Origin of the sequence: Dactylosporangium darangshiense, assembly GCF_039537565.1 — a bacterium.
GTDB classification, from domain to species: domain Bacteria; phylum Actinomycetota; class Actinomycetes; order Mycobacteriales; family Micromonosporaceae; genus Dactylosporangium; species Dactylosporangium darangshiense.
Genome location: NZ_BAABAT010000068.1, coordinates 1 through 13,526, shown reverse-complemented (window position 1 = coordinate 13,526; position 13,526 = coordinate 1). Strand labels below are relative to the sequence as shown.

The 13,526-nt window shown below is 71.4% G+C and carries 14 protein-coding genes; 9 read left to right on the top strand and 5 right to left on the bottom strand.

Annotated features, from left to right (window positions below; all coding sequences use genetic code 11):
* Positions 1 to 103: 103 nt before the first annotated feature.
* The 3 genes from lepA to ABD901_RS53510 are packed head-to-tail and all read left to right on the top strand — an operon-like array spanning position 104 to position 2,812.
* Complete coding sequence (gene lepA, locus ABD901_RS53520; protein ID WP_345142652.1) at positions 104 to 1,981, top strand: translation elongation factor 4; 1,878 nt, start codon at positions 104 to 106, stop codon at positions 1,979 to 1,981.
* Positions 1,978 to 2,478: an NUDIX domain-containing protein gene (locus ABD901_RS53515; protein WP_345142649.1), complete on the top strand. Its 501-nt coding sequence runs from the start codon at positions 1,978 to 1,980 to the stop codon at positions 2,476 to 2,478. Before lepA ends, ABD901_RS53515 begins: the two co-directional genes overlap by 4 nt.
* 55 nt (positions 2,479 to 2,533) lie before the next feature.
* Positions 2,534 to 2,812: a GlsB/YeaQ/YmgE family stress response membrane protein gene (locus tag ABD901_RS53510; RefSeq protein WP_345142646.1), complete on the top strand. Its 279-nt coding sequence runs from the start codon at positions 2,534 to 2,536 to the stop codon at positions 2,810 to 2,812.
* A gap of 82 nt (positions 2,813 to 2,894) precedes the next feature.
* Here the strand turns inward: ABD901_RS53510 and ABD901_RS53505 are convergent, their stop codons facing one another.
* From ABD901_RS53505 to ABD901_RS53495, 3 genes are all read right to left on the bottom strand, one after another.
* The gene (locus ABD901_RS53505; RefSeq protein WP_345142643.1) at positions 2,895 to 3,815 is read right to left on the bottom strand and encodes a phytanoyl-CoA dioxygenase family protein; all 921 of its coding nucleotides are present in this window, start codon (positions 3,813 to 3,815) and stop codon (positions 2,895 to 2,897) included.
* 155 nt (positions 3,816 to 3,970) lie between these two features.
* A complete protein-coding gene (locus ABD901_RS53500; protein ID WP_345142639.1) occupies positions 3,971 to 4,867 on the bottom strand; it encodes a VldE C-terminal domain-containing protein in 897 nt (298 codons plus the stop codon).
* Positions 4,868 to 4,924: 57 nt separating this feature from the next.
* Positions 4,925 to 5,701 (bottom strand): enoyl-CoA hydratase-related protein, encoded by a 777-nt coding sequence (locus tag ABD901_RS53495; protein WP_345142636.1) that lies wholly within the window; start codon positions 5,699 to 5,701, stop codon positions 4,925 to 4,927.
* 17 nt (positions 5,702 to 5,718) lie between these two features.
* Between ABD901_RS53495 and hemW the strand changes: the two genes are divergently transcribed.
* Entirely contained in the window at positions 5,719 to 6,915 is a 1,197-nt protein-coding gene (hemW, locus tag ABD901_RS53490) for a radical SAM family heme chaperone HemW (protein WP_345142633.1), read from the top strand.
* A gap of 17 nt (positions 6,916 to 6,932) precedes the next feature.
* Here the strand turns inward: hemW and ABD901_RS53485 are convergent, their stop codons facing one another.
* Complete coding sequence (locus ABD901_RS53485; RefSeq protein WP_345142630.1) at positions 6,933 to 7,553, bottom strand: DUF4870 domain-containing protein; 621 nt, start codon at positions 7,551 to 7,553, stop codon at positions 6,933 to 6,935.
* Between the two features lie 184 nt (positions 7,554 to 7,737).
* Between ABD901_RS53485 and hrcA the strand changes: the two genes are divergently transcribed.
* Genes hrcA through ABD901_RS53470 form a run of 3 tightly spaced genes read left to right on the top strand, consistent with a single transcriptional unit; the run spans position 7,738 to position 10,606 of the window.
* Positions 7,738 to 8,760 (top strand): heat-inducible transcriptional repressor HrcA, encoded by a 1,023-nt coding sequence (gene hrcA, locus ABD901_RS53480; RefSeq protein WP_345142627.1) that lies wholly within the window; start codon positions 7,738 to 7,740, stop codon positions 8,758 to 8,760.
* 26 nt (positions 8,761 to 8,786) lie between these two features.
* Positions 8,787 to 9,911, top strand: a complete 1,125-nt coding sequence (dnaJ, locus tag ABD901_RS53475; protein WP_345142624.1) for a molecular chaperone DnaJ — start codon at positions 8,787 to 8,789, stop codon at positions 9,909 to 9,911.
* A complete protein-coding gene (locus tag ABD901_RS53470; protein ID WP_345142621.1) occupies positions 9,908 to 10,606 on the top strand; it encodes a 16S rRNA (uracil(1498)-N(3))-methyltransferase in 699 nt (232 codons plus the stop codon). Before dnaJ ends, ABD901_RS53470 begins: the two co-directional genes overlap by 4 nt.
* 291 nt (positions 10,607 to 10,897) lie before the next feature.
* Here the strand turns inward: ABD901_RS53470 and ABD901_RS53465 are convergent, their stop codons facing one another.
* Positions 10,898 to 11,623, bottom strand: coding sequence for an SDR family NAD(P)-dependent oxidoreductase (locus ABD901_RS53465; RefSeq protein ID WP_345142618.1), 726 nt, complete (start codon positions 11,621 to 11,623; stop codon positions 10,898 to 10,900).
* 53 nt (positions 11,624 to 11,676) lie between these two features.
* Here ABD901_RS53465 and ABD901_RS53460 point away from each other — a divergent pair, with 53 nt between their 5' ends.
* Together ABD901_RS53460 and ABD901_RS53455 are read left to right on the top strand one after the other, a co-directional pair.
* Positions 11,677 to 12,027 carry a histidine triad nucleotide-binding protein gene (locus ABD901_RS53460; RefSeq protein WP_345142616.1) on the top strand — a complete coding sequence of 117 codons (351 nt, stop codon included), beginning with the start codon at positions 11,677 to 11,679 and terminating at the stop codon, positions 12,025 to 12,027.
* Positions 12,024 to 13,373: a serine hydrolase domain-containing protein gene (locus ABD901_RS53455; RefSeq protein ID WP_345142613.1), complete on the top strand. Its 1,350-nt coding sequence runs from the start codon at positions 12,024 to 12,026 to the stop codon at positions 13,371 to 13,373. The genes ABD901_RS53460 and ABD901_RS53455 overlap by 4 nt, the downstream gene beginning before the upstream one ends.
* Positions 13,374 to 13,526 lie beyond the last annotated feature (153 nt).

Here is a 13,526-nt window from a genome sequence, read left to right as displayed (position 1 = left end):
ACCCCCGGGCGAGCGCAGCGAGCTGGAAACACAGCGGAGCGAGCTTGAAAGCACGGTGTGGGACCATGTAGGAGATCCCCTGCCCGATGGAGAACGGACGCCTGTGCCACCGACGATCGACCCCGGCGCGAACCGCCCCGGCGCCACCGTGCCGGACCGGATCCGCAACTTCTGCATCATCGCCCACATCGACCACGGCAAGTCGACGCTGGCCGACCGGATGCTGCAGCTCACCGAGGTGGTCGAGGCGCGGCAGATGCGGGCGCAGTATCTCGACCGCATGGACATCGAGCGCGAGCGCGGCATCACGATCAAGAGCCAGGCCGTGCGCATGCCGTGGCGGGTCCGCGAGGGCGGCCTGGCCGGCGAGGAGTTCGTCCTCAACATGATCGACACGCCGGGCCACGTGGACTTCACCTACGAGGTCTCGCGCAGCCTGGCCGCCTGCGAGGGCGCGGTCCTGCTGGTCGACGCCGCGCAGGGCATCGAGGCGCAGACGCTGGCCAACCTGTATCTCGCGCTCGAGAACGACATGCAGATCATCCCGGTGCTCAACAAGATCGACCTGCCGGCGGCGCAGCCGGAGAAGTACGCCGAGGAGCTCGCGCACCTGATCGGCTGCGAGCCCGACGACTGCCTGCGGGTGTCGGGCAAGACCGGCGTCGGCGTGTCGCACCTGCTCGACGAGATCGTTCGCCAGCTGCCCGCGCCGGTCGGTGCGACCGAGGGCGCCGCGCGGGCCATGATCTTCGACTCGGTGTACGACGTGTACCGGGGCGTGGTCACGTACGTGCGGGTGGTCGACGGTCGGATCGAGGCGCGCGACCGCATCCGCATGATGTCCACGGGCGCCGTGCACGAGCTGCTGGAGATCGGCGTCATCTCGCCGGAGCCGATCAAGAGCACCGGGCTCGGCGCAGGCGAGGTGGGGTATCTCATCACCGGTGTGAAGGACGTGCGCCAGTCGCGGGTGGGTGACACGGTCACCATCAACGCGCGCCCGGCGAGCGAGGCGCTGGGGGGCTACAAGGACCCCAAGCCGATGGTGTACTCCGGGCTGTACCCGATCGACGGCTCGGACTACCCGCTGCTGCGCGACGCCCTCGACAAGCTCAAGCTCAACGACGCCGCCCTGGTGTACGAGCCGGAGACGAGCGCGGCCCTGGGCTTCGGGTTCCGCTGCGGCTTCCTCGGCCTGCTGCACCTGGAGATCATCCAGGAGCGGCTGGAGCGCGAGTTCAACCTGGACCTGATCTCGACGGCGCCCAACGTGGTGTACCGCGTGATCATGGACGACGCCACCGAGCACCAGGTCACCAACCCCAGCGAGTTCCCCGACGGCAAGACCGGCCAGATCTACGAGCCGACGGTCCGCGCGACGGTGCTGACCCCCAACGACTACGTCGGCGCCGTCATGGAGCTCTGCCAGGGCCGGCGCGGCTCGCTGCTGGGCATGGACTACCTGTCCGCCGACCGCGTCGAGCTGCGCTACACGCTGCCCCTCGGCGAGATCATCTTCGACTTCTTCGACCAGCTCAAGAGCCGCACCAAGGGCTACGCGAGCCTCGACTACGAGCCCTCCGGCGAGCAGCAGGCCGACCTCGTGAAGGTCGACATCCTGCTGCACGGCGAGCCGGTCGACGCCTTCAGCGCGATCGTGCACAAGGACAAGGCGTACAACTACGGCGTCTCGATCGCCGGCAAGCTGCAGAAGCTGATCCCGCGCCAGCAGTTCGAGGTGCCGATCCAGGCCGCCATCGGCAGCCGGATCATCGCCCGCGAGACGATCCGCGCCATCCGCAAGGACGTGCTCGCCAAGTGCTACGGCGGCGACATCAGCCGCAAGCGCAAGCTGCTGGAGAAGCAGAAGGAAGGCAAGAAGCGCATGAAGATGGTCGGGCGCGTCGAGGTGCCGCAGGAGGCGTTCATCGCCGCCCTGTCGACCTCCGACACGCCGAGCGCCGACAAGCCGAAGAAGTGAGGTTCTGCCCCCGCTGCGGCGCGCAGACGGGCGACCTGCCCGCGGTGTGCGCCGCTTGCGGCTACGCGGCCTACCTCAACCCCCGGCCCACCGGCACCGTCATCATCGTGCGCGACGGGCGCTTCCTGGCGATGAAGCGCGCCCGGGAGCCCCGCGCCGGCTTCTGGGACCTGCCCGGCGGCTTCTGCGACGGCTTCGAGCACCCCGCAGACGCAGCCGTGCGCGAGGCCCGCGAGGAGCTCGGCGTCACCGTCGAGCTCGGCGAGTTCGCCGGCATGTTCGTCGGGACCTACGAGTTCCAGGGCGAGCGGCTGCCCGTCCTGGACTGCTTCTGGCTGGCCACGATCACGGCCGGGGAGATCGCGCTCGACCCGGACGAGGGCAGCGAGCTGACCTGGCTGCCGCTTTCTGACCCGCCGGAGATGGCATTCTCGACCATGGATCGGGTGCTGCGCGGCTCGATCATTCGAAATTCGTCGGTGCGTTTGGTCTCCTGAGCCCACGGGCAATACAAGTGCAACCCGGATTGCACTTGTAACAAGGAGGAGACCAGTGACTGTCACCGGAATCATTACCGCGCTGATCGTCGGTCTTATCGTCGGCGCGCTCGGGCGGCTGGTCATCCCCGGCCGTCAGAACATCTCGATCATCGTCACGATGGTCGTCGGTGTCATCGCCGCCCTGCTGGGCACGGTCGTGGCGCACGCGATCGGCATCTCGACGGACACGCCCGGCGTGGACTGGGGCGAGCTGCTGATCCAGGTGCTGCTGGCCGCCGTCGGCGTGGCTCTGGTGGCGGGCATCTCCGGCCGCGGACGCCGCGCTCTGTAACGCGCGAAAGAAATGCGCGCGGCCCCCGGATTCAGGTGATCCGGGGGCCGCGCGCGTTCCTTGTCAGCGGAGCCGTTTCTTGTCAGCGGAGCCAGGGAACCGAACGGTCCAGCAGGCCGCGGGTCTTCAGCTCCTTGCGGAGCGGAATCTCCTCGTCGATGTAGCCGTTCCAGTTGATGCCCCAGTAGTTGGCCGTGTGCGTCGCCTCGGCGCACAGCTGGCGCTGCACGGGCGTGCGGTTGGCCCACCACTCGCCGTCGAAGTCGATCGGCATGTCGTCGAGCTGGCGGATCCAGCGGTACGTGTAGCCGACGAACAGCATCTTGCGCGTGATGTTCGAGTAGTTGGGCGACCGCGAGTGCCAGAGGCGGCGGTCGAAGATGAAGCAGTCGCCGGGGTTGGCGGTGATCTCGACGGTGCCCTCGGGGTCGGGGTTGTGCACCGTGGTGTCGGCCGGGCGGGCCAGGGAGTTCCACAGGTGGCTGCCCGGGATGACCTTGGTGGCGCCGCGGCCGGTCTCCGACAGATCGGAGATGACGTAGGCGACCTTCAGCGAGAACATCGGCCGCGGGAGATTGGGGTCCATCGTCTCCGGGTCGGAGTTCTGCCGGTAACCGTCCTGGTGCCAGCCCCAGGACGGCGGCTCCTCCTCCGACGTCGGGGGCGTGACGTCGAGGTGGTTGTGGTGCGTGAAGATGTTCCAGCCGGCCAGGCCCCACATATAGGGGAAGATCGTCGGCTGGGTCAGCAGGTGCCCGAACAGTTCGTCCCGCGTCAGGAAGCCCAGCAGGTGCAGCGTGCCGTCCTTCTTCATGCTCGAAGAGCCGGCCGCCTTCTCCTCGGCGTAGACCCGGTCCATGGCGGCCTCGAGCTGGTTGCGGTGGTCCTCGGTGAGGACGTTGCGGACCAGCAGGAAGCCGTTGTCCAGGAACTCCTTGCGGTCGGCCTCGCTGATCGGCTCGTAGCCGGTGAGACCGCCGTAGTCGGGTGCAGCGGACGTCATGTCCTCCCCTTACTTGTGCTTGTGTCTAGCCCTTGCTCAGTAATCCCGAACGCCCGATCGTAACGCGAGGTGCACGACGCTCCGACTCGGGAGTTGGCCACCTGACAATGTCCGAACGGGCGACAACCTGCTGGTCGCGCGGAACGTCAACCTCTTCAGTAGACCTCGGCGACGACCCTTTCGCCCGCCGGCCCGGCGTCGATTCCGCCACGCTCCGTCACGTGCGCCCACGCTCCGCTCGATGCCGTCCACTGCATGTCGGCATAGACGACCCGCTTCACGCCGTGCTCCTGCGCGTGCGCGACGAGCCAGTGCGCGTACTGCCAGCCCGACTTCTGCTCGCGGACCTTGAGCGCGACCCCGACCACGTTCGTCACGTCGGCGGTGCTGATGCTGCCCCAGTCGAGCTTCAGGCTCGCGCCGAGGGACTTCACCGCCTCCACGCCGTGGCTGGAGGCCTCGCTGACGCTGCAGGCGACCGCGCCGGTGACGTCGCCGCTCAGGGCGCGCACCATGATCTCGCTCTCGTCGACCCACTTCTCGTAGGCACCCGGGTGCGCGCTGCGTTGCACCTCCTGCGCGGCGTCGGTGACCCGCATCTTCTCCCAGCCCTTGACCTTGAGCAGGGCGGTGAAGAAGGCGTTGGCCGCGTAGCGCGGGTCGGCGATCTGCTCCGGCTTGCCCCAGCCCTGGCTGGGCCGCTGCTGGAACAGCCCGATCGAGTCGCGGTCGCCGCCGGTCAGGTTCTCCAGCTTCGACTCCTGCCACGCGGTGGCCAGCGCGACGACGAGCCCGCGCTGCGGCACCTTGCGGGTCAGCCCGACCGCGGTGATGGTCGCGGCGTTGGCGACCTGCTCGGCGTCGAGCTGGACCTCGCCGGAGCCGTCGCCGGTGGCGTTGACCGAGGCGTTGCCGGCGTTGACGACGCAGGCCTTGCCGGTGGGCATCCGCAACGGGATGTTGTCGCCGATCTGGTGGATGACGACGTAGGCGCACACGGCAACGGCGACGGCGGCGAGCGCCGCCACCGTGATGAGCCTCCGAGCCCGCATCCGTCACCTCCCGTCGTCAGGTCGACCAGCGTACGTGCCATCTGCCATGCCGCGGCGTCAGGCGGCGCCGTCGGGCAGCCAGCTAGGGGACCTTTTTTCCCGGAATGCCATGATGCCCTCCCTGCCCTCGGCGGATCCGAAATATCCGACAGAGAGCTCGGTAAGGGCCGCGATCTCGTCGCGGAACGTGTCGGGTTTCCGGCGCCGCAGCAGCGCCTTGGTGCCGGCCAGGGCTCCGGGCGCGCCCTTGACCAGATCGGCCACGTATTCGGCGACGGCGGCGTCGAGCCCGGCCGGGTCGACGGCGGCGGTGACGAGGCCGGCCCGGGCGGCCCGTTCCCCGTCGAACGTCGCGCCGGTCAGGTAGAGCTCGGCGGCGTCCCGCGACGACAGTCGCGGCAGCACTGTGGCGGAGATCACTGCGGGGATCACGCCGATGCGCACCTCGGTGAACGCGAACGTCGCATCGGTGCTGCACACGGCGATATCGGCGGCGGCGATCAGGCCGAGCCCGCCGGCCCGCGCGGGCCCGGCGACCCGGGCCACGACCGGCTTGCCGCCCTCCCAGATCGCGGCGAGGACGTCCCCGAGCCGGCTGATCGGCGGCCGGCCGGCGCCGAACGCCTCCGCGGTCTCCTTCAGGTCGGCGCCGGAGCAGAACACCGGCCCGGTGTGGGTGAGCACGACCGCGCGCACCGCGGCGTCGGCCTCGGCCGCCGCCAGTGCGGCCAGCAGTTCGTCGATCAGGGCCGTGGACAGCGCGTTGCGGTTGGCGGGGCTGTCCAGGGTGAGCGTCGCCACGCCCCGCTCGGTTTGTGACCGCACGAGAGACATGCGGGCACACTAGTGAAATGCCCGGAGTACTACCAGAAGGTGAGCCGATACCCCGCGACGGCGCCCTGCCCGACGGCGTTGCCGACGGCGCCGGGCGCGCCGGCTTCGGCGTCTACGTCCACGTCCCCTTCTGCGCGTCCCGCTGCGGGTACTGCGACTTCAACACCTACACGGCGAGCGAGGGCGTGCTGAGCGCCGGCTATGCCGAGCAGGTGCTCGACGAGCTGGCGCTGGCCGCGAAGGTGGTCCGCCCGTCGCGGGTCGACACCGTGTTCTTCGGCGGCGGCACCCCGACGCTGCTGCCGCCGGCCGAGCTCGCACGCATCCTGGAGGGCATCGACCGCACCTGGGGCCTGGCCGGCGACGCCGAGGTCACCACCGAGGCCAACCCCGAGTCGGTCGACCCGTCGTCGCTGCGGGAGCTGGCTGCGGCCGGCTTCAACCGCATCTCGCTCGGCATGCAGTCGGCCGCGCCGCACGTGCTGGCGGTGCTGGACCGCCGCCACACGCCGGGGCGCCCGCCGCTGGTCGCGGCGCAGGCCCGGGCCGCCGGCTTCGACCGGGTCAATCTCGATCTCATTTACGGTACGCCGGGAGAGCGCCCGGAGGACTTCGCGGACTCGCTGCGCGCGGTCGTCGACGCCGGCGTGGACCACGTCAGCGCCTACGCGCTGATCGTCGAGGACGGCACGCGCATGGCCGCCCGGATGCGCCGGGGCGAGCTGCCCTACCCCGACGACGACGTGGCCGCCGACCGCTACCTCGCCGCCGACGAGGCGCTCGCGGCCGCGGGCTTCGGCTGGTACGAGGTGTCGAACTGGTCGAAGGACTCGCCGTGCCGGCACAACGAGCTGTACTGGCGCGGCGGCGACTGGTGGGGGCTCGGCCCGGGCGCGCACAGCCACGTCGGCGGGGTGCGCTGGTGGAACGTCAAGCACCCGCACGCCTATGCGGCGCGCCTGGCGGACTCCACGTCGCCGGGGCAGGCTCGTGAGGTACTGACGGCGGAGGAACGGCACATGGAGGACGTGCTGCTGCGCATCCGGCTCGCCGATGGCCTCCCGCTGTCCGCGCTCGACGACGCCGGGCTGGCCGGCGCGCGGGACTGCCTGGCCGACGGGCAGCTGGATCCGTCGGCGTTCGCGGCGGGGCGGGCGGTGCTCACGCTGCGCGGGCGCCTGCTCGCCGACGGGGTGGCGCGGGCCCTCACGTGAGCCCGCGCCCCCGGGTCCTACTTGATCATGCGAATGCTCATCGGGTAGTGGTACAGCTCGCCGTTCGTGGCCTTCATGCCGCCGATGATCGAGAAGACCCACGGCACGATCAGCACGAGGATCGGCAGGAAGAACAGGATGCCGAACGAGCAGATCGCGATGATGACCGAGACGAGCACGGCGATGCCCCACGTGATGTGGAAGTTCAGGGCCTCGGTCGCGTGCGCCTTGACGGTCGGCGACTCGTTGCCCTTGGCCAGCAGCGCGACGAGCGGGCCGATGAAGCCCACGAGGCCGCCGAAGTGGGCGATCTGGGCCCAGGTCTTCTCGTCGTTGTTGGCGTAGCCGACCGGGGCCGGCCCGACGCTGCCGGGCGCACCGTACGCGCCGGGCTGCTGGTAGGCGCCGTAGGCGTTGCCCGGCTGCTGGTAACCGGGCTGCTGGTACCCCGGCTGCTGATACCCGGGCTGCTGGTAGCCCGCGCCGGAGGTCGGCGGAGGGGCGTATGCGCCGCCGCCGCTGGAGGGCGGCGGGTACCCGGATCCGGGGGCCTCGCCCGGCGCCGAGTACGAGGGAGGAACGGAGTTGGGGTCCGACGGCATGCCGTATTCCCCCGGGGGGCGAGGTGGCTCACTCATGGGGGTCACGGTAGGGGGCCCGATCAAGTGGCGCCAGCGACACGACATGACTTCTTTTGGACATCTTTTGCCCTGTCCAGCGGCCTTGCCGTCTATGGTGCGCCAAACGATCATCGCGTGCCCCTGCGCGACTGACGTAGACTGGCACTCACTATCTGGGAGTGCCAGTCCGCGAGGAGGTGCCATGGCCCTTGACGAGCGCAAGCTCGAGGTGCTGCGCGCCATCGTCGAGGACTACGTCGCCACTCAGGAACCGGTAGGGAGCAAGGCGCTCGTCGAGCGGCACAACCTGCGGGTATCTCCGGCGACGGTCCGTAACGACATGGCGGTGCTGGAGGAGGAGGGGTACATCAGGCAGCCGCACACCAGTGCGGGCCGGGTGCCCACCGACGCCGGCTACCGGCTGTTCGTGGACAAGCTCTCCCGCGTCAAGCCGCTCAGCCAGGCCGAGCGCCGGGCGATCGAGCGGTTCCTCATCGGCGCGGTCGACCTCGACGACGTGGTCCACCGCACCGTCCGGCTGCTCGCACAGCTCACCCGGCAGGTGGCCGTGGTGCAGTATCCGAGCCTGTCCCGCGCGAGCGTGCGGCACTTCGAGCTGGTGCCGATCTCCACCACACGGCTCATGGTGGTCATGATCGCCGAGACCGGCCGGGTGGAGCAGCGCCTGGTCGACCTGCCCGGCCCGATCCTCGCCGACGACGTGACCGAGCTGCGTCGCGTCATCAACGAGAAGCTGGTCGGCAAGCGGCTGGCCGACACCCCGCCGCTGGTGGTGGCGCTCGTCGAGGAGGCGGCGGCGAGCCTGCGCCCGCCGATGACGGCCCTGTCGACGGTGCTGCTGGAGACGCTGGTCGAGCGGTCCGAGGAGCGCATCGCGCTCGCCGGCACCGCCAACCTGGCCCGCGGCGGCCTGCTGGACTTCCAGGGCTCGCTGCGGCCGATCCTCGAGGCCCTCGAGGAGGAGGTCATCCTGCTCAAGCTCTTCGGCGAGGTCGAGCCCAGCATGACCCGGGTGCGCATCGGCGACGAGAACGAGATCGAGGACCTGCGGACCGCGTCGATCGTGGCCACCGGCTACGGGCCCGGGACGATGGTCGTCGGCGGCATGGGCGTGCTCGGCCCGACCCGCATGGATTACCCCGGAAACATCGCGACCGTGCGCGCCGTGGCACGCTACGTCGGCGACCTGCTGGCACAGAGCTGACATCTATCTCAGGGGCATAGGACTCAGTGGCGAAGGACTATTACGGGATTCTCGGCGTCAAGCGCGACTCCACGGCCGATGAGATCAAGCGGGCCTACCGTCGGTTGGCCCGCGAATTCCACCCGGACGTCAATCCCGACCCGGCGGCGCAGGAGAAGTTCAAGGAGATCAACGCCGCCTACGAGGTCCTGTCCGACCCGCGCAAGCGCGAGATGGTCGACCTCGGCGGCGACCCGCTGGCACCCAGCGGCGGCGGAGCCGGCCCGGCCGGCGGCGCCTTCGTGGGCTTCCAGGACATCATGGACGCCTTCTTCGGCACCCAGTCCGCCCGCGGCCCCCGGCCGCGCGTGCGCCCCGGCGCCGACGCGATCCTGCGCCTCGACCTCGACCTGCACGAGACCGCCTTCGGCGTCGAGGCGCCGATCCAGGTGGACACCGCCGTCGTGTGCACCACCTGCCAGGGCGCCGGCACCGCGCCCGGCACGCACCCGCAGACCTGCGAGATCTGCCAGGGCCGCGGCGAGGTCCAGTCCGTGCAGCGCACCTTCCTCGGCCAGGTCGTCTCGGCCCGCCCCTGCTCCGCCTGCCAGGGCTTCGGCACCGTCATCCCGCACCCGTGCGCGACCTGCGGCGGCGACGGCCGGGTCCGCACCCGCCGCTCGCTCACCGTCAAGATCCCGTCCGGCGTCGAGGACGGCATGCGCATCCGCCTGGCCCAGCAGGGCGAGGTCGGCCCCGGCGGCGGCCCGCCCGGCGACCTCTACGTCGAGATCCACGAGCGCCCGCACGACGTGTACTCGCGCAAGGACGACGACCTGCACTGCCGCGTCACCGTCCCGATGACGGCGGCCGCGCTCGGCACCCGCCTGACCATCAAGACCCTCGACGGCGAGGAGACGGTCGACGTGAAGGCCGGCACGCAGCCGACCTCCACGCTGCGCATCCGCGGCAAGGGCGTCCCGCACCTGCGCGGCGCCGGCCGCGGCGACCTCTACGTCCACCTCGACGTGCGCACCCCGACCCGCCTGGAGCCCGAGCAGGAGCGCATCCTGCGCGAGTTCGCCCGCAGCCGGGGCGAGGAGGTAGCGGAGCTCTCCAAGCAGGGCGGCTTCTTCTCCCGCATGCGCGACGCCTTCAACGGCCACGCGTGAGCCTGCCGCTCTTCCTGGTCGACGAGCTCCCAACCGGCGACCGCTGGACCCTGGCCGGCAGTGAGGGCCACCACGCGGCCAACGTGCAGCGCCTCACCGCCGGGGAGGCGCTGCTGCTGGGCGACGGCCGCGGCTCGCTGCTGCACGCCGTCGTCCTCGCGGCCCGCAAGGGCGAGCTCGACCTGTCCCTCGACGCCGCCTCCCACGTCCCTTCGCCCGACCCCACCATCACCGTGGTACAGGGCATCGCGAAGGGCGAGCGGGGCGAGCTCGCGGTGCAGCTGCTGACGGAGGTCGGCGCCGACCGCATCGTCCCCTGGCAGGCAGCCCGCAGCGTGGCCCGCTGGAAGGACGCGAAGCCTCTGGACCGCTGGCGCGCCACGGTACGCGAGGCCGTGAAGCAGTCCCGCCGCGCCTGGCTGCCCGAGGTGACCGCCGCCCAGACGACCCGCCAGCTGTCCTTCCCGGCCCCGGTTCTGGTCCTGCACGAGGAGGCTTCGACGCCCCTCTCCGCGGTCCCGCTCCCTTCCACCGGCTCGATCACGTTGGTGGTCGGCCCGGAGGGGGGAGTGGCGCCGGAGGAGCTGGCGGCCTTGAACGGCACCCCGGTGCGCCTGGGCCCCGAGGTCTTGCGCACTTCAACGGCGGGCGCGGCCGCGGTCGCCGCCTTGTCGGTGCGCCTGGGCCGCTGGTAACGAGACACGCGTCCCGTCCTACCCGCCCGGCCCTCGCCCTGTTCCGCCCGCCCGGCCCTTGCCCGTCGCACGCGGTTCGCTTCGGTCCCGACCCTGTTCGACTTGCTGTCGTCCTCCGGCGCGGCTGGCTTTCCGACAAGTCGGGCACTCCGTGCCACGACTTGTCGGATTTATACCTCGTCAGGCGATAAATTATTCCGAACCGGGCACTCCGCCGCCTCGCGGGCGGTGGGCGATGCGCCGTGTAGAGGGCCGCTCCGCAGCGCCCGACTTTCGTGCTACGCGCTTCGGTCAGCGGAAGTAGCTCGCGCCGTTCAGGTCCAGTACGGCGCCCGAGGACCACTCTGCCTGCGGCGACGCGAGGAAGAGGATCGCGGCGGCGATCTCCTCCGGCGTGGCCACGCGGTTGAAGGCGCTCTGCGCCCGGATCGCCGCGCCCTCCTCCGACGCCATCAGCGACTCGACCATGTCCGTGGCCACGTAGCCGGGTGCGACCGCGGTCACGGCGATGCCCCGCGGGCCGAGGGCCTTGGCCAGGCTCTGCGTGAGGGAGTTGAGGCCGGCCTTCGCCGCGCCGTACGCGGGATGGTCGGGCTCGCCGCGGAAGGCGCCCCGCGAGGACACGTTCACGATCCGGCCCCCGGGGCCCAGGTGGCGAGCCGCGGCCCAGCAGATGTTCGCGGGGGCGAGCAGGTCGACGGCGAGGGTCTCGCGCCAGGCGGCCTGCCACTGGTCGTAGTCGGTGCCGAGGATCTTGTGCTCGACGTACACGGCGGCGTTGTTCACCACGACGTCGAGGCCGCCGAGGGCCTCGGCGGCGGCGTCGACCAGCGCGCGGGTCGCGTCCGGGTCCGACAGGTCGCCGCCCACCACCGCGTGGCCCTCGCCGGGCAGGCCGGGATCGCCGGGGGAGCGGCGGTGGACCGCGACACGATCGCCGTTGTCCGCGAAGGCGCGGGCGACGGCCGCGCCGATGCCGCGCGAGGCGCCGGTGACGAGGACTCTGCGAGCTGCCATGCGCGTACCCTAACCGCCAAGATCGATCCCCGGCGAACCCATAGGATGCATTCGTGACGAGTGACTGCCTTTTCTGCCGGATCGTCGCTGGTGAACTGCCCGCGGCCATCGTCCACGAGACCGCGACGACCCTCGCGTTCCGCGACATCGCGCCCAAGGCGCCCGTCCATGTGCTGGTGGTCCCGAAGGCGCACCACGCCGACGTCGCCGAGCTCGCCAAGGCCGACCCGGCGCTGGCCGGGGACGTGCTCGCGGCCGCCGCGGCCGTCGCCGACCTCGAAGGGCTGGTCGGGAGCGGGTTCCGCGTCATCTTCAACACCGGCGAGCACGGCGGGCAGGACGTCTTCCACGTGCATGCACACGTCCTCGGCGGGCGCCGGCTCGGGCCGATGGTGTCGGCATGAAGCCCGTCCAGCGGTACGAGCGGCTGGCCCGAAAGCTCCAGGCGGAGGCCCGCGTCCCGGCGCTCAGCGTCGCGGTGCACCGCGCCGACCGTCCACTGTGGACCTTTCAGGTTGGCGAGGGCGTCGACGCCTCCAGCCAGCTGCGGATGGGCTCGATCACCAAGACGTTCACCGCGGTGCTGGTCATGCAGTGCCGCGACGAAGGGCTGCTCGAGCTCGACGACCCGATCGCGCGCCACCTGCCCGTCAAGGCGCACGGCCAGCTGACGGTCGGGCGCATGCTCTCGCACCTGTCGGGCCTGCAGCGCGAGCCCTTCGGCGACGTGTGGGACACCATGCAGGCGCCCGACGTCGAGACGCTGCTCGCCCAGCTCGACCGGGCCGAGCAGGTGCTGCGGCCCGGCCGGCGCTTCCACTACTCCAACCTGGCGGTCGCCCTGCTCGGCCACCTCGTCGGGCGGCTGCGCGGCGGCACCTGGGAAGAGGCGCTGCGCGACAAGATCCTGGAGCCGCTCGGGCTGCACGACGTCGCGGTCACGCCGCGGCACCCGATCACCGGCTACCAGGTCGACACCTGGTCGGACTACGCGCACCCGGAGCCGCCGGACGACTTCGGCGCCGTCGGGCCCGCAGCGCAGCTGTGGAGCACCGCCGCCGACCTGGCTCGCTGGGCCGCCTTCCTCGCCGACCCGCGCGAGATGGACCCCAACGGCACCGTGCTGTCCGCCGCCACCGTCGAGGAGATGCGCGTACCGCAGGCGGTCACCGAGGACGTCCTCTGGGCCCGCGCCTTCGGCCTGGGCCTCATCCTGCAGCCGCAGCCGGGCGCCGAGCGGGTCGTGCACGTGGGCCACGACGGCGCGATGCCGGGCTTCCTCGCGGGGGCCTACGGCCGCGTCGGGGGCTCCGGGACGCCGAAGGGCCTCGCGGTCGCGTCTCTTGGATCCAGTGGTACCGCGGGAGAGATCTGCGAACTGCCCCATGAGCTGCTCGCCGCCGTGGTCGAGCACGACCCGGCCGACATCGAGGCATGGGTGCCCGGTCCGCAGGCGCCGCCGCAGTACCGCTCGGTGCTAGGCCGCTGGTGGGGCGAGGGATTCGAGTACGCGTTCAGCTGGCGCGACGGCACCCTGCACGCGCGCGCCGCCGAGGCGGCGGCCAAGCGCCCGCCGGCGGTCTTCGCGCCCGTGGACGGCGAGCCCGACGTGTTCCGCACCGTCTCCGGCCGCGAGGCGGGCGAGCTGCTGCGCCTGACCCGCGACGCGGACGGGACGGTGGTGCGGATGCACTGGGCGACGTACCGCTTCACACGGGGCCAGGAGGCGTTCGACGGGTTCCGCTTCTAGCCGCCCCGTTGGGCTCCGCGGCGCGACGGCGAGGGCGCTGGCCGGGACGCGGCGGCGCGGGCGCGGCGGCGAGGACACGGGGCGGGTGCGGCGGCGCGGGCGCGGCGGCGAGGACACGGGGCGGGTGCGGCGGCGAGGACACAGGCGCGGGCG

Excerpts from the sequence above, each read along its gene's own strand:
- ABD901_RS53505 (WP_345142643.1), bottom strand. The coding sequence starts at position 3,815 with ATGACGTCCGCTGCACCCGACTACGGCGGTCTCACCGGCTACGAGCCG.
- hemW (WP_345142633.1), top strand. The coding sequence starts at position 5,719 with ATGCCCGGAGTACTACCAGAAGGTGAGCCGATACCCCGCGACGGCGCC.
- ABD901_RS53495 (WP_345142636.1), bottom strand. The coding sequence starts at position 5,701 with ATGTCTCTCGTGCGGTCACAAACCGAGCGGGGCGTGGCGACGCTCACC.
- ABD901_RS53485 (WP_345142630.1), bottom strand. The coding sequence starts at position 7,553 with ATGAGTGAGCCACCTCGCCCCCCGGGGGAATACGGCATGCCGTCGGAC.
- ABD901_RS53465 (WP_345142618.1), bottom strand. The coding sequence starts at position 11,623 with ATGGCAGCTCGCAGAGTCCTCGTCACCGGCGCCTCGCGCGGCATCGGC.
- ABD901_RS53455 (WP_345142613.1), top strand. The coding sequence starts at position 12,024 with ATGAAGCCCGTCCAGCGGTACGAGCGGCTGGCCCGAAAGCTCCAGGCG.
- ABD901_RS53500 (WP_345142639.1), bottom strand. The coding sequence starts at position 4,867 with ATGCGGGCTCGGAGGCTCATCACGGTGGCGGCGCTCGCCGCCGTCGCC.
- hrcA (WP_345142627.1), top strand. The coding sequence starts at position 7,738 with ATGGCCCTTGACGAGCGCAAGCTCGAGGTGCTGCGCGCCATCGTCGAG.